This window comes from Gordonia sp. NPDC003422 (assembly GCF_053588675.1).
The window spans coordinates 103,256-122,080 of record NZ_JBSFQL010000002.1 but is presented as its reverse complement, the minus strand read 5'-3'; the positions used below and the strand labels follow the sequence as shown (position 1 = coordinate 122,080).

Below are 18,825 nucleotides of genomic sequence, written 5' to 3'. Positions count from 1 at the left end.
CAGCGGTGATCGGAGGCGGCTGTGGGCGAGAGTGACGTGGAGGTCGGCGGACCTGTCGGACGCTCCGGAAACGTGCTGGGTGTGGTGCTCGCCGCCGGTGCCGGCACTCGATACGGAATGCCGAAAATACTTGCTCACCAAGGGGAATGGCTGACAATCGCGGTCTCCGCGCTGCGGGACGGAGGGTGCCCGGAGGTGATGGTCGCCATGGGTGCCGCAGTGGTGTCGGCGCCGGCGGGAGCATCGGCGATCGTCGTCCCCGACTGGTCGGATGGAATGGGGTCGACGGTCGCTGCTGTGCTTCGCGCCGCACGCAATGAGTCCGGACTGGCCGGAGTTCTTTTACATGTTGTTGACACGCCGGATGTGGGCGCGGACGTCGTTGCCCGGGTGCTCTCGGCAGCCGAAGGCCACCGCTCAGTGTTGGCACGAGCGGTATTCGACGGCCGCCCCGGGCACCCGGTCTACATCGGGATCGATCACATCGATGGCGTGCTCGCCGTGGTCGGCGGCGAGGTCGGAGCCAGGGCCTACCTACGCGACCGTGCGGATGTCGTGGACGTCGAATGTGGGGATCTCGCGACGGGGGCCGATGTCGACGTCGAATGAGCCGACGCGTCGTCGCCGGCGCTCTGCGGTGTCAAGACCAGCATGACGGTGTCGAGCGTCCTTGTGGCGTCCACTCTGCCGCGGTCGTGTCCGACAAGTCGGGGTTGGGTGGTCCGGAAGAACACCGAACTCAGCAGCAGGTAGGCGAGCGCACCGGCATCGGCCTCGGGATTCGCGAACCCGGCAGCCTGGGCGTCTTCGATGAAGCCGGTGATCGCGGCCAGTCCGTGCTGGGGGCCGTAGTCGTTCTCCGCCATCACTGCGTGGATGTCGGTGCGGAGGTCCGCGTCGGCCTGGGTGGCGAAGAGGACGTCGAGCCCGGATTCGAGGAAGTTGCCGACGGTCTCGGTGAAGTAGGCGATGCCGGCGCGCAGGTCGTCGAGGTTCTGCGGTGGTTCGGGCGGCAGCGTCTTGAATTGCAGCAGGGGCCGCAGCGACTCGTCGAAGACGGCCTTGATGAGCCCCTTCCGATCGCCGAAGTGATAGAAGATGGTGCCCTCGGAAATGCCCATGCGGGAGGCGACTTCGCGTGTGGTGAGACGGGCGATGCCGCGTTCGGCCAGCACTTCGACGGCGGCGGCGACGATCTCGTCGCGGCCGGTCTTCGGGGGTCGTCCTCGGCGCATCACACCGGCCACATTATCGGATTCCTGTCAAGTTCTTGAGTGAGAACTCAAAATATGTCACGCTTTATTGAGTTCGCACTCAAATAGGAGGCTCGCATGGATCGAAAGTGGTTGGCGCTGACCGCCGTGGGCACCGGCGTCTTCATGCTCTTGCTCGACGTCACGATCGTGAATGTGGCGCTGCCCGACATCCAGGCCGATCTCGGGTCGTCACTATCCGGCCTGCAGTGGGTGATCGACGCCTACGCGCTGACGCTGGCCGCACTGCTGCTGACGTCGGGAACCATCGCCGACATCGTCGGTCGCAAGGTGGTGTTCGCGACCGGCATCGTGGTGTTCACCATCGGCTCGCTGCTCTGTGGTCTCGCCCCGACGATCGAATTCCTGGTCGGCGCGCGGGCATTGCAGGGCGTCGGCGGCGCGATCATGTTCGCGACCTCGCTGGCGCTGTTGGCGCAGGCGTTCGCGCCGAAGGAGCGGGGTGTCGCCTTCGGCGTGTTCGGTGCGGTGACCGGTGTGTCCGTTGCAGTCGGCCCGGTGCTCGGCGGCCTGCTCACCAGCGGGATCTCCTGGCACTGGATCTTCTACGTGAACATCCCGGTGGGGATCTTCGCGCTCGCGATCACGCTGTGGGGAGTCGATGAATCCAAGGCGCCGGGTGCGCATCGCATCGACTGGTTGGGGTGCGTGACGTTCAGTGCCGCGTTGGCGTTCCTGGTCTTCGGACTGATCCGGAGTCACGCTGACGGCTGGGGATCGTTGACGGCCGCTGGCTCGCTTGGCCTTGCGGCAGTGCTCCTGATCGCGTTTGTGATCGTCGAACGTGTTGTGTCCCAACCGATGATCGACGCTTCACTACTGCGGGTACCGACCTTCAGCGGCGGACTCGTTGCGGCGTGGGCCATCTCGGCGTCGATGTTCTCGGTGCTGACCTACCTGGTGATCTATCTGCAGTCGATCATGGGCTATTCGGCTCTCGAGGCCGGTCTCCGGTTCCTGCCGTTCTCGGGTGTGGTGTTCCTCGCGGCCGGTGTTGCGGGCCGACTGTCCGACGTGGTGCCGGTGCGCTGGCTGATCGCGCCCGGGTTCGTGCTGGTTGCGGTGGGCCTGTGGCTGCTGCGCGGCACCGATCCGACCGGTAACTGGACACAGCTGATCCCCGGATTCGTGGTGGCCGGGATCGGCACCGGCCTGATCAATCCGCCATTGGCGTCGACGGCTGTCGGGGTGGTCGAACAGGCCCGCGCGGGAATGGCGTCGGGCATCAACTCGACCTTCCGCCAGATCGGTATCGCCACCGGCGTCGCACTACTGGGCAGTCTGCTGGCCGCGCGCTACTCCGACGTGGTCAGTGACGCCCTGGCCGACGGTCCGCTCGCCTCGAGGTCTCGGGAGATCGGTGACGCGCTCGCGAGTGGCGATGTCGCGCAGGTGATGCAGGGCGTGCCCGGCCCGATGCGGGGACAGGTGCTCGCCGAAGCCGCACAGGGATATGTCGCGGGACTCGACCAGATCCTCGCCATCGCGTCGGTGACGGCCGCAGTGGCGGCGGTGGTCACCGCGGTGTTGATTCGGCAGAAGGACTTTCATCACGAGCGTGAGGGTGACTACGCCGGGACGGGCCAGGTCGCGGCATCCCTACGATCCTGACCGTTTCCGTTTCGTTGCCGTCTCGTGGTCGTTCCGGTGCACTCCGTTGCCGTGATGCGAGAGCACTTGTGCCTAGGGTGCACCAAGGGGCAGAAATCCGGGGGCCGCGAACCGTGAGGTGATGGCCGTGACGCGTACACATCGCGCATGGGTCGCTGCCATCGTGGTCGGGATCGCGCTGGTCGCCGGATGTGCGCGCGGTCCGGACACACCGACTGCCACGGTCACCTCGTCACACGATGCCCATGTGCCGGCAGAGTTCGACACCACCTTCCGATGGATCGCCGGGCCGGCACTCGACATGTCGAGTCCCGAGGGTACGTTTGTCCGCGCGTACGTCGAGTCCTTCGAACTCGCCAACGCCGGTGGATCTGTGCAGTGGGGTTACCGCGGCTTCGTGCAGGCCTCGCCGTCGAACATCGACCAGATGATCCTGGCGTATCCGTCGGGTGTGTCGGCTGGACGCCACGCCGTGGGCACGGCCTTCTTCACGTCGCTGCGTCGGATCGACGGTGTCGATCGAACTCGTATTGTGCTGTGCCGCTATGGATATCGGTCTGTGCGCGACGGTGATGCGTGGGTGTCGAAGGTCGACGATCCGCACCCGGTGGAGATCGACTTCCGGCGTGAGGGTGCAACACCGCCTACCGCTGCGAGCGGCCGCTTGCGTACTCCGGAGACCGCAGTGTTCGGCGGTTGGTACACCACCCGATACGACTTCGCCGCCGTCTACCCGACCCCGACCGCCGACCAACATGCCTGTGCCGCAACGGTTCCGGACGCGGCACTGAATCGCGGACCTGCGCGTGGCGACCAACCGTGGCCGACGATGGCTCCGAGTCCTGGATGGTCGGGTCGGTCGGTGGTGTGAAGAGTCTCGCTCCCGCTGGCTTAGCCCATCTGCTGATTGATTTCGACAAGCTCAATCCAAGGAGTAGCCGAGCCCCTCAGGGCGAGGCGTATCGAAAGCCGGCGAGATTCCGTGTCCGCAACCCGGTGGTCGCTGACACCGCCGTCTCCCGAGGTTTCGATACGCGGCGGGCTCGCTGCGCTCGCTCGTCGCTACTCAACCAGCAGTGGTCGGCGGCTCTTTCCGATCAGCGTCAGGCCGGTTCGACCGTGAGCCCGAGCGCACCCTCGGCAAACCGGGTGACGGGGCCGGTGGCGACCTCGACTGCCTCGTCGTAGCCGGAGCGGGCGCGCGCCCACAGGTGGCCCGTCTCGCCGTCGCGGGTGACACCGATCAGGGCGATCAGCTCACCGGTGGTCGGAATGCAGATGGCCCAGACGAATTCGGTTTCGCCTGCCCAATTGCGGTCGGCGGTCGAGACGTATCCGGCGGGGTCGTCTACCCCGAGATCGGACAACGCCGGGACATCGGATATCCGGTCGTCCGCACGAAGCGCACGCAGATACCAGGTCCCGGCGTTGATCTCGACTGCTTGCAGCGTTACTACTTCAGCTCGAGGAGGACGGTGCCCTGGGTGACAGCGGCGCCGGCCTCGACGGAGAGTCCGGTGACAACGCCGTCCTTGTGCGCGGTGACCGGGTTCTCCATCTTCATGGCCTCGAGGACGACGACGAGCTCGCCCGCGGCGACCTGCTGGCCCTCCTCGACGGCGACCTTGACCACGGTGCCCTGCATCGGGGCGGCCACGGCGTCACCGGATGCGGCAGCGCCGCCACCCTTCTTGCGTGAGCGGGCCTTCGGCTTCTTGCGGACCACGCCGTTGCCGCCGCCACCGTTGCCGAGTGCGAGATCGCCGGGCAGCGACACCTCGACGCGGCGTCCGCCGACCTCGACGACGACCTTCTGGCGCGGGGCCTCGTCGTCGTCCTCGATCGCCTCAGCACCGGTGTAGGGCTCGATCGGGTTGTCCCAGTCGGTCTCGATCCACTTGGTGTAGATATCGAACTTCTCGACGCCGTTCTCGTCGACGTGGCCGTGGAAGGCCGGGTTCTCGACGATGTGGCGGTGGAACGGCAGAACTGTGGCCAGACCCTCGACCTGGAACTCGGCCAGCGCGCGACGCGACCGTTCGAGCGCCTGCTCGCGGTTCTCGCCGGTGACGATCAGCTTGGCCAGCATCGAGTCGAACTGTCCGCCGATGACGTCGCCCGCGACGACGCCGGAGTCGACGCGCACGCCCGGGCCGGTCGGCTCCTTGTAGACGGTGATCGGGCCGGGAGCGGGCAGGAAGTTGCGGCCCGCGTCCTCGCCGTTGATGCGGAACTCGAAGGAGTGTCCGCGCGGGGTCGGGTCCTCGGAGATCTCCAGCTTCTCGCCGTTGGCGATGCGGAACTGCTGGCGCACCAGGTCGATGCCCGCGGTCTCCTCGGTGACCGGGTGTTCGACCTGCAGGCGGGTGTTGACCTCGAGGAACGACACCAGGCCGTCGCTGCCGACGAGGAACTCGACGGTGCCGGCACCGTAGTACCCGGCCTCACGGCAGATGGCCTTGGCCGAGGAGTGGATCTTGGCGCGCTGCTCATCGGTCAGGAACGGAGCGGGGGCCTCCTCGACGAGCTTCTGGAAGCGGCGCTGCAGCGAGCAGTCGCGGGTGCCCGCGACGATGACATTGCCGTGCTGATCGGCGATGACCTGTGCCTCGACGTGGCGCGCCTTGTCGAGGTAGCGCTCCACGAAGCACTCGCCGCGGCCGAAGGCGGCGATTGCCTCACGGGTCGCCGACTCGAACAGGTGGGGGATCTCCTCGATGGTGTAGGCGACCTTCATGCCGCGTCCGCCACCACCGAATGCGGCCTTGATGGCCACGGGAACACCGTGTTCTTCGGCGAAGGCGACGACCTCGTCGGCATCCTTCACCGGGTCCTTGGTGCCCGGCGCCATCGGCGCGTCGGCCTTGAGGGCGATGTGGCGGGCGGTGACCTTGTCGCCGAGGTCGCGGATGGACTGCGGCGACGGTCCGATCCAGATCAGCCCGGCGTCGATGACGGCCTGCGCGAAGTCGGAGTTCTCCGACAGGAAGCCGTAGCCGGGGTGGATTGCGTCGGCGCCCGACTTTGCGGCGGCATCCAGGATCTTGTCGAACACCAGGTACGACTCGGCCGAGGTCTGTCCGCCCAGCGCGAAGGCCTCGTCGGCCAATTTCACGAACTGTGCATCCGCGTCGGGCTCGGCGTAGACGGCGACACTGGCGAGTCCGGCGTCACGAGCGGCGCGGATCACGCGCACGGCGATCTCGCCGCGGTTGGCGATCAGGACCTTGCTGATGACGGACGGGGTCGTGGAACTGGGCACTTGTTCTCCTGGGCCTTACTCGTGCTGGGTGCTGCGACTTGCGGCGCTGCACAGGCATGTCGGACATCGAGTCTTGTGGGTGCACCCGCGCGGTCGGGGTGTGACCTCAGCGGGTGACGTACGACACCTGGGAGTGTATGTGTCGCACGTTCCGGGGAATACCCTAGCCCACCGAGCAATCGTTCGGTGGAGCCCTATGTCACATCGTCGGACCGAAGGTGCTCGCGTCACCGAGCGATCGAACGAGTTCGGTGAATGCGTGCAGGTAGGCGTGCACGGGACCGACGTCGGGGTCGATGCGATCGCCGTCCTCGGAGTGCGGAGTGGAATTGTTCACTCCGGGTGTCGCGGGCTGCGCGGACTCGCGGGGGAAGCGTGCCGAATACCGCATTCCGGACGGCGTGCGGTTGATCCAGATGTACACCTCGTCGGGTGCATAGCTGTGGCTGCGGATCACCTTGGCCCTTCCGGCGTCGGCCACGCCGGCACCCGGCGCATACCGGGTGTCGATGAAGGAGATCACGAACCGCGGATGCCCCTTGTGGCCGAGCAGCTCGGCGACGCGGAGGAACGGCAACATAGCGCCCCGCCTGCCGTTCTTGAGCTCGGCCGTGGCGCGGGTGATGGACTCGTCGAAGCTCGGCGAATCCGACATGTCGATACAGAACGGTGCCACCGCGACGAACCAGCCGAGCGCAGTGAGCCATTGCGTGTCGTCGCGTGTGTGCCGGGGAAGGACGCAGCGGAACTCGCTGTCGCCGGTCAGTTGGTGGTGAACGACGGCGAACGCGGCCAGAACCCCAGCGGTGAGGGTGCCGCCGGCCTCCGAACAGACGGCGTTGAACCGGTTGGCGCCCGCGTCGTCGAGGATCGTGCCCCACAGGGATTCCTGGGGGTCGTCGGTGGCGGGATCGGGATCGACGGTGGCAACTCGCGTCGACGCAGAGGTATCGGACCCAGAGGTGTCGGACGCAGAGGTATCGGACGCAGAGGTATCGGACGCAGAGGTGTCGGACGCAGAGGTGTCGGACGCAGAGGTATCGGACGCAGAGGTGTCGGCCAGCAAGGGCGGCATGTCGCCGGAGCCCGACGCGAGGAAGCGTTGCCACGTGGCCACCGCGGGATGGTCGGCGCCCGACTGATCGGCAAGACGTCGTTCCTGTGCGCTGAAATCGACGTAGCTGCCCACCTCGGGCAGGTTCGCGGCCCGGCGCTCACGGACCGCGCGGTAGAGCGTCACGAGTTCCTGCTGAGCCATGATCAGCGAGTAGCCGTCGACCAGCGAGTGGTCGGCGGCGAAAAGCAGGGTGAACGACCGCTCCCGGCCGACCGTCGCGAACATGTACGCCGGCCACTGCAGCGGGGCAGTGGCCCGATCGAAGGACCCGGCGATCTGCTCCATCAGCGGACCCGACGCGTTGTACCAGCCGATTCGGCCCATCTTGAGCTTGACGGTGCCCGGCGCGGTGGTCAGACGCTGCAGCCCGCGGCCCTTGATCACGACGTGACTGCGCAGCACCTCGTGCCGATCGATCCACTGCGTCAGGACCGAGCGGATCGCGGGGATCGACAGCGGTTCGTCGAATTCGATCGACAAACCCAACCACGACTCCCGGCCACCCTCACGGCGGGTGCGCACCCGGTACTCGAAGGCGGAGCGCAAGTGCTCCTCGTGATTGTGCGACGTCAACCGCGAATCGGTGCTCCATGCGCCGAGCCCACCCGGCACGAAAGGCGTCCATTCGACGAGCCCACCGGGTTCGAGCGGTTCGTCGCGGATCTGGACGAACTTCATGCCCCGGGATGGTTGGAACTCGGCCCGGCGGAGGTCTGGGTGCGGACCTGACCCTTGATGCGCCCCAGCATCCCGGCCATGCCGCGCAGGCGCAGCGGGCTCACCGCCGACCCCAGTCCGAGGTCGTAGTAGAAGTCGGCGGGCACCTCGAGGATCTCCTCGGCCGATGCGCCGTCGAGGCCCTGATGCAGGATCGACGCGAACCCGCGAGTGGTCGGTGCCTCCCGAGGCGCGCTGAAGTAGAGGCGCACCGCGGACGGCTGCGTCGCGTCGACCGACAGGAACACCGGCGACTGGCACTCGGGTACCGGTTCCATCGCGTCCTCGCGCAAGTGATCGGGCAACGCGGGCAGTTCCCCGGCGAACTCGAGCAACAGCGTGACCTTGTCCGAATCGCCGAGAGCCCCGAAATCGTCGACGATCTCGGCCAGGGCGGGCGGCAGGGTCATGCCGCGGAACCGGGCGGCGAACCCGGCTCGGTGCCGACGGCGATGGGCACCCGGACCGCGTTGCCCCACTCGGTCCACGAACCGTCGTAGTTGCGCACCTTGGTGAAGCCGAGCAGGTGAGTGAGCACGAACCAGGTGTGGCTCGAACGCTCGCCGATGCGGCAATAGGCGATGGTCGGGGTGTCGGGGTCGAGGCCTTCGTAGACATCGTCGAGTTCGGCCCGCGGGCGGAATCGGCTGTCGGGCGCTGCCGCCTTCGCCCAGGGGATCGAGACCGCGGTCGGGATGTGGCCACCACGCAGTGCGCCCTCTTCGGGATAGTCGGGCATGTGCGTGCGTTCGCCGGTGTACTCCTGCGGTGAGCGCACATCGACCAACGGCTCGGTGCCGATGGCGGACAGGACCTCTGGCGCGAACGCGCGGATCGTGTCGTCGTCGCGCTCGACCACCGGATAGTTCGATCGCGGATACTCGGGCACGTCGAAGGACGTGTCCCGGTCCTCGGCCATCCACGCGTCACGTCCGCCGTCGAGCAGTCGGACGTCCTCGTGGCCGAACAGGGTGAACACCCACAGCGCGTAGGCGGCCCACCAGTTGCTCTTGTCGCCGTAGATGACGATCGTGTCGTCGCGTTCGATTCCCTTGCTGCGCATCAATTCTGCGAACTGCTCGCCGTTGATGTAGTCGCGCGTCACCGGATCGTTGAGATGGAGGTGCCAGTCGATCTTCTGCGCCGTCGGGATGTGCCCGATGTCGTAGAGCAGCACGTCCTCGTCGGACTCGATGATCTTGAGGCCCTTGGCGCCGAGATGCGCGGACAGCCACTGGGTGGTGACCAGACGTTCCGGATGGGCGTAGTCGGCGAAGGCCGGGTTCGGGTCGGTTTCAACACTCACGGTCTGAGTCTAGGGGTTTGTGGCCCAGTCATTCGGCTCACCGACAATCCACGCTCGGGGGGTGTCGCGATTGCTAGATTCGTTTCCATGATTCGTGCAGGTGAGCGGCGTGTGTTTCGTGTCGGGATCGCATTGGCCGCCGTCGGCGTGATGGTGCTCGCGGCGTGTGGTTCGCAAGGGTCGGACAAAGGTTCGTCGTCGACGACGAGTGCGAGCCCGTCGTCGACCACCTCCACGACCACCACGACGACGTCGACCAGCACCTCGGCGCCGTCCGGTGGCGTCGTGCCCGGCGCATGCACGAAGGCGGCATGCCCCGACCTGGACGAGTCGTCGGGCAATCTCATGCGCGGAGTGGTCACGACGGAGAATGCCAACGGAACCAACGTGACGCAGTTCCTCACCGACGCCCTCGATGACCTCGACGAGTCGTGGGGTCAGTGGTTCAGTCAGGTGCAATGGGGCGATGCCTCGCCCGGCCGCGCCCTGATCGCGCCGGGCACCACTTTCATGACTCGTTGCACCGACTCGGAAACCGGTGAGGCCGAACCGGTGCCGTCCGACGAGAAGAATGCCTACTTCTGCTCCGCGGATGCCGCGCCCAACGGTGCGGGGGTGACGCGGCAGGGTTCGGTTGTGCTCCCGGTGCAGACCTTCGTCAACTTCTGGCACGGCCAGATCGTCGGTGTCCCCGCACCATTGGGGGCGGGCGAGTTCGCCGCCGCGACCGTGGTCGCACACGAGTACGGCCACAACGTGGTGTACCGGATCGCGCAACAGGGCAACATCCCCCGAAGTGGGTATCCGCAGGGCGACAACAGCGAACTGATCGCCGACTGCTTTGCCGGCAACTGGGCGGCGACCGCGCTGCGGCAGCGATTGCTCCGACCCGACGATCTGCGGCAGGCGGTGTCGTTGATCGAGGTCGTCGGGGACCCGGAACCGGGACAAGGCCACGGGACCAGCGCGGAGCGGGGTTTGGCGATCCAGCGTGGGTTCGGTCTGCCCGGCCGGCCCGGCCAGCCCATCGATTGCCTCACCACGTACTGGCCCGAGGTCTTCGGCGCCTGAAACGGCAGCGGGGGCACGCCACCAGAGTTCATTCGTTCAACGCTGCCGATGTGCGGCCGCGCTTGATAGGTTCTTGGCCATGAACGGTGCGGGACGTACGCGTTTGACACGGGTGTTGGTCGGTGTTGCCGTCGTCTTCTCGATGCTCGCGGTGGCCGGTTGCTCGGTCCTGGATTCCGGTGACAAGAATGCCGGTTCGTCGAGTCGCGCGGCGTCCTCATCCTCTGCCGAGACGTCGAGCCCGCGCACCGCCACGTCGACGCCGAGTAGTCCCGGCACCTGCAGCGCGACATCGTGTCCCAAGCTGCCGACACCGTCGTCGGACGTCATGGAGAGTGGCGTCACCGACTCCAACGCCGACACCGCGGTGCCGGCCTACCTCACCAGCCTGTTCAACGACCTCGACGAGACCTGGGGCGGATGGTTCGGCGAACTGGGTTGGGGGAGTCCGGATCCCGGCCGTGAACTGATCGAGCCCGGCACCACCTTCCGGACCGAGTGCATCGACGACGAGAACGACGCGAACATCCCGTCGAATCTGGCCAACGCGTTCTTCTGCCCAGTGGACACCCAGCCCAACGGATCCGGTCAGCCGACGAAGGGCACCATCGTGTTGCCGGTGCAGACCTTCCAGGCGATCTGGCAGGGCAACGTCTTCGGGGTGCCGTCCCCGGTGGTCGGCGACTTCACCGCTGCGATCGTGGTCGCGCACGAATACGGCCACAACATCGTCTACCGGATCTCCGAGGTCCTCGACATCCCGGAAAGTCAACAGCCGCAAGGCAACAACTCCGAGCTGATCGCAGACTGCCTCGCCGGCAACTGGGCAGCCACGGTGTTCCAGCGTGATCAGTTGTCGCCCAAGGATATTCTTCAGGTCGCGACTCTGCTGCCGATCATCGGTGACCCGGGCCCCAACCAAGGACACGGCACCATTCGTGAGCGCGCCACCGCGCTGACCATCGGACTCACTGGGCCGCAACTGAATCGGCAGGGCCAACCCGTCGACTGCCTGTCGAAGTACTGGCCGGAGAAGTTCTCCTGATTTGGCAGTGTCATCTCGCCAGGGGCTTCGAGGCTCGCAGGCTCGCACCTCAGCCGGCGGGTGGGTCACCATCCGCTCCCTGAGGTGCCCGAGGCACAAGCCGAGGCCTCGAAGGGCTCGCGCCTCAGCCGGCGAGAGGGCGCCAGAAGTCGTCGATGCGCAGGCCGACTCGTTCGACAAGCATCCGTACGAGAGGCAGTCCGATACCGATCACCGACGACGGATCACCGTCGATCTTCTCCACCAACCAGCCGCCGAGCCCGTCGAGGGTGAAGGCGCCGGCGACCTTGAGGGGCTCGCCGGTGGACACGTAGCGCTCGATCACCTCGTCGGCGGCGTCGGCGAAATGCACCGTTGTCGACGAGGTGTCGCCTGCCTCGGCACGGTTCGCGCCGTCGAGGCGGATCAGGTGGTGTCCGGTGAGCAGGTCGGCGTGCCGGCCGCGCATGGTCTGCCACTGGGTCAGCGCTCGCTCGGCGGTGTGCGGCTTGCCGAGGAGCTGATCACCGAGGTGGAGCATCGAGTCGCATCCGATCAGCACGACCGGTGCCCGATGATCCGCGAGTGCCGCGATCTCCGGCGTTGCGGCCACCGCTTCGGCCTTCGCCCGCGCGAGCGCGAGCACCACCTCGGCCGGGTCGGTGGAGTCGGGCAGCGCGGCGATGACCGCATCCTCGTCGACGTCGGAGACCCGGACGACGGGATCGATGCCCGCGGCCTGCAACACACGCAGGCGTGCAGGGGAGGCGGAGGCCAGCACGAAGACCGGTTTGTCTGCAGCTATCACGGAACCGGGAGCGCTCAGTAGCGCATGTTGGTGAAGCTCGTCGGTGCGCCCCACTGCGGGCGCAGCCGATCGATCGCACTGCCCCATTCGTTGCGCGGCTCGGTGGAGGTCTGGGCCGACCCCCCGCCGGCAGCAGCACCGGCGATGAGAGCGGTCAGCACCGCGAGCTCCTCGTCCGACGGGTTGCCGCGCACCACCCGCAGGAAGGGGCGGGCGGGCGCTTGCGACGTCGTGTCGTCGGTTGCGTTCTCGGTCATAGCGGGATGTTTCCGTGCTTCTTCGGCGGCATGGTGACCATCTTGCGCTCGAGCAGCTTGAGGGCGGTCGCCACCTGGCCACGGGTGTGGCTCGGCGGGATCACCGCGTCGACGTAGCCCCGTTCGGCCGCCACGTACGGGTTGACCAGTGTGTCCTCGTACTCCTGCTGTAGCTGCAGGCGCAGTGCGTCGACGTCGTCGCCGTTGGCCGCAGCCTCCTTGAGCTGGCCGCGGTAGACGAACCCGACCGCTCCCGACGCGCCCATGACCGCGATCTGGGCGGTCGGCCACGCGAGGTTGACGTCGGCCCCCATGTGCTTGGAGCCCATGACGTCGTACGCGCCGCCATAGGCCTTGCGGGTGATGATGGTGATCTTGCCGACGGTGGCCTCGCCGTAGGCGTACAGCAGCTTGGCGCCGCGGCGGATGATGCCGTTGTATTCCTGGTCGGTGCCGGGCAGGAACCCGGGCACGTCGACCAGCGTCACGATGGGGATGTTGAAGGCGTCGCAGGTTCGAACGAACCGTGCGGCCTTCTCGGAGGCGTTGATGTCGAGGCAGCCGGCGAACTGGGTCGGCTGGTTGGCCACGATGCCGACGCTGCGACCGTCGACCCGGCCGAAGCCGACGATGATGTTGGTCGCGTAACCCTCTTGGACCTCGAGGAACTCGTCGTCGTCGAGGATGCGCCGGATGACCTCGTGCATGTCGTACGGCTGGTTCGGGGAGTCCGGGATCAGGGTGTCGAGCTCGAGGTCCTCGTCGTTGAGGGTGTCCTCGATCGACCCTGCGGCCGGCTGCGTCACCGGCAGACGCGGTGCGTCGGCCCGGTTGTTGCTGGGCAGGTAGCCGAGCAGTTCCTTGACGTATTCGAGGGCGTCCTCCTCGTCGGAGGCGACGTAGCTGGCGGTACCCGACTTGGCCATGTGCGTCTGGGCGCCGCCGAGTTCTTCCATGGTCACTTCTTCGCCGGTCACGGTCTTGATGACGTCGGGGCCGGTGATGAACATCTGGCTGGTCTTGTCGACCATGACCACGAAGTCGGTGAGCGCCGGGGAGTAGACGTGTCCGCCGGCGGCAGCGCCGAGGATCAGCGAGATCTGCGGGATGACGCCGGACGCGCGGACGTTGCGGTGGAAGATCTCGCCGTAGAGACCGAGGGAGACCACACCCTCCTGGATGCGGGCGCCCGCACCGTCGTTGATGCCGATCAGCGGGCGGCCGGTCTTGACCGCGAGATCCATGACCTTGACGATCTTCTCGCCGTACACCTCGCCGAGGCTTCCGCCGAACACGGTGGAATCCTGACTGAAGACGCACACCTCGCGACCATCGATCGTGCCGTAACCGGACACCACACCGTCGCCGAGCGGACGGCGATCGGCGAGCCCGAAATTGGTGCTGCGATGCCGGGCGAGGGCGTCGAGTTCGACGAACGAGCCCTCGTCGAGCAGATGGGTGATCCGCTCGCGGGCGGTCAGCTTGCCTTTTTCGTGCGTCTTCTCGACGGCTGCTTCGCCGACCGGATGCTTGGCCTCGTCGATGCGGTTACGCAGATCAGCGAGCTTTCCCGCAGTGGTGTGGATGTCGGGAGCCGCGTCGCCGTCGCGTGAAGCTGTGGTCATGACTGTCGATGCTAACGACCCGAGTGTGAGCTACGTCAACCGGATCGACGTGAGATATCCCTCAGGTTTCCGAGCGATCGGTCGGTGGGATGGCGACCGCGCCCCGTAGGCTCATCGACATGGACGAACCGGTCACCCAGAATCTGCGCGACGCCATCGACGAATTGCGTCCGAGGATCGCCGACACGCGCTGGCAGCGCATCGAGGTGGTCGAGGCCACCGGGTCCACCAACGCGGACCTGATGGCTCGTGCTCACGAGCCGGAGATCGTCGGGACGGTCCGCATCACGACCGATCAGACCGCCGGCCGCGGCCGCCACACGCGCGTGTGGGAGGCGCCTGCGGGAACCCAGGTCGCGATCTCGGCCGTGCTGCCTGCCGGGGACAAACCCGATCGTCTGGGGTGGTTGTCGTTGGCGACCGGTGTCGCGGCGGCGTCGGCGATCGAATCGGTGACGAGCCTGCGCCCGGTCCTCAAATGGCCCAACGACGTGCTGATCGACGGCAACAAGGTCGCTGGCATTCTTGCCGAGGTCACCAGCGTCGGTGACCTCGGAATCGTGGTCGTGGGCATCGGCATCAACACCAACATGACCGCCGAGCAGTTGCCGGTGCCCACGGCGACGAGTCTGGCTATCGCCACCGGCCAACCGGTCGACGCGGCCGCGGTGGCCGTGGAGTATCTGCGCGCGCTGTCGGGGCAGGGGTGGCCGGAGGACATCGCAGCCGTCACCGAGAATTATCGCGGGCGGTGCGACACCCTGGGGCGTCGTGTGCAATTGGCCCTGCCCGGCGACGAGACGATTGTCGGCACCGCCGTGGACATCGACTCCGACGGCCGCATCGTGGTCGAGGACGCGGACGGTCGGCGGACCGTGGCCGCCGCCGGCGACGTCACGCATCTGCGCAGCGTCGACTGAGACCCGCCCTATCTCGGCTGGTTTGTGGTCTTGCGTCCCATCGCCGGTATCAACGTCAGCAGCGGCAGTCCGATGATCAGGTGCATCACCGCTGTGCCGATCTTCACCGAGACCTGGGCCGACAGCACCAGCGGGATGATGACCGCAGCGGCGACGAGCAATCCGACGATCCAGGTGTAGAACTGGTCCGGCGACGGTGTGCTGATCTGCAGCACGTACCAGAGCGCACCGGCGGCCAGGGCACACAGGAAGCCGACGACCGCGAACCAGTACTCGTCTCGGGCGACGGGATTCCAGATGCCGTACTTGCCGGATTCGTTCACCTGATCGACGATCGCGCGGATGATGAACGCGGCCAGCCAGGCCGCGAGTCCGGTCACGACGCCGGACATCACGACGCCGCCGACGAACATCCCGACGTTCACATTCGGGCCGCGCTTGGGACGCGGCTGCGGCGGCGGATACCCGCCCTGTGCATAGTTGCCCTGGGCGTACTGCGCATTCGGATCGCTGCTGTATGCGCGCGATTCCGGACGGTAGTCGGGCTCGTAACGGGCGGTGCCCGGATCGCGGGGATCTCGCGGGTCGGAAAAGCTCATGTGTTCCTCACCGGGCACGATATGCCCTGTTCGGTGGCGGTCTCTGACGCATTCTACTCAGGGCGGCGATTGGTGGCCCCGGCCTGCGAATCCACCCACTAAGCTGATCGCCATGGCCTATCCGCGGGAGAACCTGGCGCCCGGCGAGCGCATCGTCCTGCATCGTCACCCTCATTGGAAGTGCCTGCTGGGGCCCTTCCTGATCTTCATCCTGGTCACCGTCGTGGTCGGGGTACTTGCCGGCGTGGTGACCGGAAACGACCTGGGCTCGACACCCACCATGGTGCTGTTGATCATCCTCGGCGTGCTGTGGCTGGCCGGCTTCGGCTGGTACTTCGTGCGTCCCCTGGTGTCGTGGAAGTCGACGCACTTCGTGCTCACGGATCGTCGCGTCATCTTCCGTAACGGCATCATCACCCGCTCGGGAATCGACATCCCGATCCGGCGGATCAACACCGTGGAGTTCCGGCACGGCCTCATCGACCGGATGCTGCGCACCGGCACGCTCGTCATCGAGTCGGCGTCCGACGACCCGCTGTCCTTCGACGACATCCCGCAGGTCGAGAAGGTCCACGCGCTGCTGTATCACGAGGTGCTGGACATGCAGGACGACGAAGACGGCGGCGCGCGGGCCGACACCGGGACAGTGGACCGGTGACCGACGTCCTGCTCGCCGAGGACGACGCCGCGATCGCCGAACCGCTCGCGCGCGCTCTCGCACGCGAGGGTTACGGCTGCGAAGTGGTGACGACGGGTACCGCCGCCCTCGAGCAGGCCCTCGACAACCGGTTCGAGTTGCTGATCCTCGACCTCGGGCTGCCAGAGGTCGACGGCCTGGAGGTGTGTCGTCGTGTTCGCGCGCAACGGCCTGCGCTCGCGGTCATGATGCTGACCGCGCGGACCGACGAGGTCGATTTCGTGGTCGGACTCGATGCCGGCGCGGACGACTATGTCGGCAAACCGTTCCGCCTGGCCGAACTCCTGGCCCGGGTGCGCGCGCTGCTGCGCAGGCGCCCGGCGGGCGACGTGGTCCTGGAAGGCGGTGACATCCGTCTGGATGCCCGTGGCCGTCGGGTGTTGGTGGCCGGACGAGATCTCGTCCTGGCCAACCGCGAGTTCGACCTCCTCCGATTCCTCATGGAACGATCGGGCGAGGTCGTCAGCCGCGACGAGATTCTGACCGAGGTGTGGGGGTCGGCGGATCTCCGTTCGTCGAAGACCCTGGACATGCACATCTCATGGCTGCGCCGAAAGATCGGCGACGACCGTCGTGAGGGTCCGCGTCACATCGTGACCGTGCGCGGCGTCGGCTTCCGCTTCGATCCCTGATCCGCCGTCGAGAAACTCCTCATGCGCCGCCGAATACTCAACACGATGCTCGCCATGCTGCTGGCGGTCGGTGCGCTGCTCGGGATTCCGCTGAGCGTCGTCGCGTGGTGGTGGGTCGCCGACAACGCCCATCAAAGCCTCGACGCCCGACTCAAGGTGATCTCCGATCAGCTCATCCGGGCGGAGGGGCCCGACGGTCGGGTCCCGCCGGATGTCCTGACCGGCGAAGACGTCGCGGTGCTGCTGCCGCCGGACGGACGGCTCACACTGCGCTATCCCGACGCCACCGGGATCGAACGCACGACCACGACCGGCAGTCAGATCGACGGCAAGACCATGGCGGATTCGATCGGGCTGGGTGATGCCGGAACACTCGCCCTGGAGATCCCCCTCGATCAGGTCCGCGACGACCAGCTCGCGGCGGTGGGGATCGTGGCGATCGTGGTGGCCGGTTCGATCGTGGCGGGCACCGTGGTCGCGGCAGTGACGGCCGGTCGGATCGCCGACCCGCTGACCGACCTGGCCGCACGCGCCGGCGCCATGGCCCGTGGTGACTTCCGCAGCGACTGGAAGATGTACGGCATCGCGGAACTGGATCGGGTCTCGCGCGCACTCGGCGACGCGAACGCGGAGATCGCCCTGCGGCTCGAACGCGAAGGCGAGATCGTCGGCGACGTCTCGCATCAGCTGCGCAGCCGCCTGACCGCCATCCAGCTGCGCCTCGACGAACTGTCGATGCACTCCGACCCTGCCGTGGTGAACGAGGCAGAGGCGGCCTTGTCGCAGGTCGAGCGTCTGTCTTCCGAACTCGACGAGATGGTCGCGGCGGCCCGCGACGACCGTGGCGCGCCGCATGTCACCGACGTCCGTGACATGCTCACCACCCTCGTCGGCGATTTCCGCAGCGCGTTCGACGCACAGCACCGCGAACTGTCGGTGACCTTCCACGGCACGGCGCAGGCGTTGAGCGCCCGCCCTGGACGGCTGCGCGAAGCGGTCAGTGTCCTGGTCGACAACTCGCTACAGCACGGCCGGGGTGAGTGTCGAATCACCGTCGGTGAACTGCCGAGGGCGAACATGCTCAGGATCACCGTCGCCGACGACGGTGAGGGGGTGCCCGACTCGGCCGCCGAGCACATCTTCCGGCGGGGTTACTCCGCCGGGCGCGCCGACGGGGTCGGCGGCAACGGCGTCGGCCTGTCGCTGGCCCGGGCGCTGGTCGAGGCCGACGGTGGTCGACTGGAACTGACGGTGCGTCGACCGCCGGAATTCGCGATTGTCGTCCCGTCGGGCACCGATGGTGACGACCCGCCGGGTCCGACCCCGCCGCTGACCGGCATCAGGCGTGACCGAGTTCCTCATCGTTGAGTTCGGCGAGACTGGCGTGCAGGTCGGTGGACCCGGCGTCACCGCCGCGCAGCTTCTCCTCGGGGAAGGCGAACTTGCGCAGCGCCCAGAACCGGAACGCCATCTGCAGGATGTTGCCGATGATGAAGCCGAGGATGAAGTCGACGACCGCCAACTCGATGGCGCTCAGGTTGTCCCGGACGTCGAAGACGTTGTTGGCCAAGAACAGCGGTGCCGCGGCCAAGATCACACCGATACCGCTGATCGCGAAGAACAGCAGCGCCTCGTGGTGGCGTTCCCGTCCACCGCGGTTCTTGAAGGCCCACTCGCGATTGAGGATGTAGCTCAGGATGGTTGCCAGGGTGCCGGAGATGACACGGGCGATCACCGGTTTCGTCTCGAGCACCGTGAAGGTCAGCAGATAGAAGATCGCCAGGTCGAAGACGAACGTCGTGCCACCGACGAGGGCGAACTTGATGAGCTCGTGGTGGCGCATCGCGAGGCGACGAACCGGCCCGGGGAGTCGAGCGACGAGCTCGTCGATGAATGGCACAAGAT

21 protein-coding genes are annotated in these 18,825 nt (G+C 66.9%); 9 read left to right on the top strand and 12 right to left on the bottom strand.

Annotated elements, in window-relative coordinates; genetic code table 11:
* The first annotated feature begins 36 nt into the window (after positions 1–36).
* Positions 37–609, top strand: coding sequence for an NTP transferase domain-containing protein (locus tag ACWDTF_RS02305; RefSeq protein ID WP_433259460.1), 573 nt, complete (start codon positions 37–39; stop codon positions 607–609).
* On the opposite strand, the gene ACWDTF_RS02300 is transcribed toward ACWDTF_RS02305, so the two are convergent.
* Positions 531–1,235, bottom strand: coding sequence for a TetR/AcrR family transcriptional regulator (locus ACWDTF_RS02300; protein WP_449753956.1), 705 nt, complete (start codon positions 1,233–1,235; stop codon positions 531–533). The genes ACWDTF_RS02305 and ACWDTF_RS02300 overlap by 79 nt on opposite strands.
* 96 nt (positions 1,236–1,331) lie before the next feature.
* On the opposite strand from ACWDTF_RS02300, the gene ACWDTF_RS02295 reads away from it, so the two are divergent.
* Both ACWDTF_RS02295 and ACWDTF_RS02290 read left to right on the top strand, forming a co-directional pair.
* A complete protein-coding gene (locus ACWDTF_RS02295; RefSeq protein ID WP_355276972.1) occupies positions 1,332–2,885 on the top strand; it encodes an MFS transporter in 1,554 nt (517 codons plus the stop codon).
* A gap of 121 nt (positions 2,886–3,006) precedes the next feature.
* The gene (locus ACWDTF_RS02290; protein ID WP_355276969.1) at positions 3,007–3,756 is read left to right on the top strand and encodes a hypothetical protein; all 750 of its coding nucleotides are present in this window, start codon (positions 3,007–3,009) and stop codon (positions 3,754–3,756) included.
* Between the two features lie 232 nt (positions 3,757–3,988).
* Here the strand turns inward: ACWDTF_RS02290 and ACWDTF_RS02285 are convergent, their stop codons facing one another.
* From ACWDTF_RS02285 to ACWDTF_RS02265, 5 genes are all read right to left on the bottom strand, one after another.
* The gene (locus ACWDTF_RS02285; protein WP_240858982.1) at positions 3,989–4,333 is read right to left on the bottom strand and encodes a hypothetical protein; all 345 of its coding nucleotides are present in this window, start codon (positions 4,331–4,333) and stop codon (positions 3,989–3,991) included.
* A gap of 5 nt (positions 4,334–4,338) precedes the next feature.
* Positions 4,339–6,147 carry an acetyl/propionyl/methylcrotonyl-CoA carboxylase subunit alpha gene (locus tag ACWDTF_RS02280; RefSeq protein ID WP_240858875.1) on the bottom strand — a complete coding sequence of 603 codons (1,809 nt, stop codon included), beginning with the start codon at positions 6,145–6,147 and terminating at the stop codon, positions 4,339–4,341.
* A gap of 199 nt (positions 6,148–6,346) precedes the next feature.
* Positions 6,347–7,942, bottom strand: a complete 1,596-nt coding sequence (locus ACWDTF_RS02275) for a condensation domain-containing protein (RefSeq protein ID WP_355276966.1) — start codon at positions 7,940–7,942, stop codon at positions 6,347–6,349.
* Positions 7,939–8,391, bottom strand: coding sequence for a SufE family protein (locus ACWDTF_RS02270; RefSeq protein WP_240858880.1), 453 nt, complete (start codon positions 8,389–8,391; stop codon positions 7,939–7,941). Before ACWDTF_RS02270 ends, ACWDTF_RS02275 begins: the two co-directional genes overlap by 4 nt.
* Entirely contained in the window at positions 8,388–9,287 is a 900-nt protein-coding gene (locus tag ACWDTF_RS02265) for a sulfurtransferase (RefSeq protein ID WP_240858881.1), read from the bottom strand. Before ACWDTF_RS02265 ends, ACWDTF_RS02270 begins: the two co-directional genes overlap by 4 nt.
* 87 nt (positions 9,288–9,374) lie before the next feature.
* On the opposite strand from ACWDTF_RS02265, the gene ACWDTF_RS02260 reads away from it, so the two are divergent.
* Positions 9,375–10,358 (top strand): neutral zinc metallopeptidase, encoded by a 984-nt coding sequence (locus ACWDTF_RS02260; RefSeq protein WP_240858883.1) that lies wholly within the window; start codon positions 9,375–9,377, stop codon positions 10,356–10,358.
* A gap of 36 nt (positions 10,359–10,394) precedes the next feature.
* Here ACWDTF_RS02260 and ACWDTF_RS02255 read toward each other — a convergent pair whose 3' ends face one another.
* On the bottom strand, positions 10,395–10,688 hold the full coding sequence (locus ACWDTF_RS02255; RefSeq protein ID WP_240858885.1) for a hypothetical protein: 294 nt from the start codon (positions 10,686–10,688) through the stop codon (positions 10,395–10,397).
* Here ACWDTF_RS02255 and ACWDTF_RS02250 point away from each other — a divergent pair.
* The gene (locus ACWDTF_RS02250; RefSeq protein ID WP_240858888.1) at positions 10,687–11,403 is read left to right on the top strand and encodes a neutral zinc metallopeptidase; all 717 of its coding nucleotides are present in this window, start codon (positions 10,687–10,689) and stop codon (positions 11,401–11,403) included. The two genes, ACWDTF_RS02255 and ACWDTF_RS02250, sit on opposite strands and share 2 nt — an antisense overlap.
* A gap of 124 nt (positions 11,404–11,527) precedes the next feature.
* On the opposite strand, the gene ACWDTF_RS02245 is transcribed toward ACWDTF_RS02250, so the two are convergent.
* The 3 genes from ACWDTF_RS02245 to ACWDTF_RS02235 are packed head-to-tail and all read right to left on the bottom strand — an operon-like array spanning position 11,528 to position 14,072.
* Positions 11,528–12,190: a Maf family protein gene (locus ACWDTF_RS02245; protein ID WP_240858890.1), complete on the bottom strand. Its 663-nt coding sequence runs from the start codon at positions 12,188–12,190 to the stop codon at positions 11,528–11,530.
* Positions 12,191–12,204: 14 nt separating this feature from the next.
* A complete protein-coding gene (locus tag ACWDTF_RS02240) occupies positions 12,205–12,447 on the bottom strand; it encodes an acyl-CoA carboxylase subunit epsilon (RefSeq protein WP_240858892.1) in 243 nt (80 codons plus the stop codon).
* Positions 12,444–14,072 (bottom strand): acyl-CoA carboxylase subunit beta, encoded by a 1,629-nt coding sequence (locus ACWDTF_RS02235; RefSeq protein WP_240858894.1) that lies wholly within the window; start codon positions 14,070–14,072, stop codon positions 12,444–12,446. Before ACWDTF_RS02235 ends, ACWDTF_RS02240 begins: the two co-directional genes overlap by 4 nt.
* A gap of 119 nt (positions 14,073–14,191) precedes the next feature.
* On the opposite strand from ACWDTF_RS02235, the gene ACWDTF_RS02230 reads away from it, so the two are divergent.
* Positions 14,192–14,992: a biotin--[acetyl-CoA-carboxylase] ligase gene (locus ACWDTF_RS02230; protein ID WP_240858896.1), complete on the top strand. Its 801-nt coding sequence runs from the start codon at positions 14,192–14,194 to the stop codon at positions 14,990–14,992.
* 8 nt (positions 14,993–15,000) lie between these two features.
* On the opposite strand, the gene ACWDTF_RS02225 is transcribed toward ACWDTF_RS02230, so the two are convergent.
* Positions 15,001–15,591, bottom strand: coding sequence for a DUF6069 family protein (locus tag ACWDTF_RS02225; RefSeq protein ID WP_240858899.1), 591 nt, complete (start codon positions 15,589–15,591; stop codon positions 15,001–15,003).
* Between the two features lie 112 nt (positions 15,592–15,703).
* Between ACWDTF_RS02225 and ACWDTF_RS02220 the strand changes: the two genes are divergently transcribed.
* Genes ACWDTF_RS02220 through ACWDTF_RS02210 form a run of 3 tightly spaced genes read left to right on the top strand, consistent with a single transcriptional unit; the run spans position 15,704 to position 18,288 of the window.
* The gene (locus ACWDTF_RS02220) at positions 15,704–16,249 is read left to right on the top strand and encodes a PH domain-containing protein (RefSeq protein ID WP_240858900.1); all 546 of its coding nucleotides are present in this window, start codon (positions 15,704–15,706) and stop codon (positions 16,247–16,249) included.
* On the top strand, positions 16,246–16,920 hold the full coding sequence (locus ACWDTF_RS02215; RefSeq protein ID WP_240858902.1) for a response regulator transcription factor: 675 nt from the start codon (positions 16,246–16,248) through the stop codon (positions 16,918–16,920). Before ACWDTF_RS02220 ends, ACWDTF_RS02215 begins: the two co-directional genes overlap by 4 nt.
* 21 nt (positions 16,921–16,941) lie before the next feature.
* The gene (locus ACWDTF_RS02210) at positions 16,942–18,288 is read left to right on the top strand and encodes a sensor histidine kinase (protein ID WP_355276957.1); all 1,347 of its coding nucleotides are present in this window, start codon (positions 16,942–16,944) and stop codon (positions 18,286–18,288) included.
* Here the strand turns inward: ACWDTF_RS02210 and ACWDTF_RS02205 are convergent.
* Positions 18,260–18,820, bottom strand: coding sequence for a GtrA family protein (locus ACWDTF_RS02205; RefSeq protein WP_240858906.1), 561 nt, complete (start codon positions 18,818–18,820; stop codon positions 18,260–18,262). The two genes, ACWDTF_RS02210 and ACWDTF_RS02205, sit on opposite strands and share 29 nt — an antisense overlap.
* Positions 18,821–18,825: the final 5 nt, after the last annotated feature.

Bases quoted from the DNA above. Each gene is read 5' to 3' on its own strand.
- ACWDTF_RS02260 (WP_240858883.1), top strand. From the start codon at position 9,375: ATGATTCGTGCAGGTGAGCGGCGTGTGTTTCGTGTCGGGATCGCATTG.
- ACWDTF_RS02270 (WP_240858880.1), bottom strand. From the start codon at position 8,391: ATGACCCTGCCGCCCGCCCTGGCCGAGATCGTCGACGATTTCGGGGCT.
- ACWDTF_RS02255 (WP_240858885.1), bottom strand. From the start codon at position 10,688: ATGACGTCCGACGACGGTGTCGGCAGCTTGGGACACGATGTCGCGCTG.
- ACWDTF_RS02295 (WP_355276972.1), top strand. From the start codon at position 1,332: ATGGATCGAAAGTGGTTGGCGCTGACCGCCGTGGGCACCGGCGTCTTC.
- ACWDTF_RS02235 (WP_240858894.1), bottom strand. From the start codon at position 14,072: ATGACCACAGCTTCACGCGACGGCGACGCGGCTCCCGACATCCACACC.
- ACWDTF_RS02290 (WP_355276969.1), top strand. From the start codon at position 3,007: ATGGCCGTGACGCGTACACATCGCGCATGGGTCGCTGCCATCGTGGTC.
- ACWDTF_RS02220 (WP_240858900.1), top strand. From the start codon at position 15,704: ATGGCCTATCCGCGGGAGAACCTGGCGCCCGGCGAGCGCATCGTCCTG.
- ACWDTF_RS02240 (WP_240858892.1), bottom strand. From the start codon at position 12,447: ATGACCGAGAACGCAACCGACGACACGACGTCGCAAGCGCCCGCCCGC.
- ACWDTF_RS02225 (WP_240858899.1), bottom strand. From the start codon at position 15,591: ATGAGCTTTTCCGACCCGCGAGATCCCCGCGATCCGGGCACCGCCCGT.
- ACWDTF_RS02275 (WP_355276966.1), bottom strand. From the start codon at position 7,942: ATGAAGTTCGTCCAGATCCGCGACGAACCGCTCGAACCCGGTGGGCTC.
- ACWDTF_RS02300 (WP_449753956.1), bottom strand. From the start codon at position 1,235: ATGCGCCGAGGACGACCCCCGAAGACCGGCCGCGACGAGATCGTCGCC.
- ACWDTF_RS02210 (WP_355276957.1), top strand. From the start codon at position 16,942: ATGCGCCGCCGAATACTCAACACGATGCTCGCCATGCTGCTGGCGGTC.
- ACWDTF_RS02250 (WP_240858888.1), top strand. From the start codon at position 10,687: ATGGAGAGTGGCGTCACCGACTCCAACGCCGACACCGCGGTGCCGGCC.
- ACWDTF_RS02230 (WP_240858896.1), top strand. From the start codon at position 14,192: ATGGACGAACCGGTCACCCAGAATCTGCGCGACGCCATCGACGAATTG.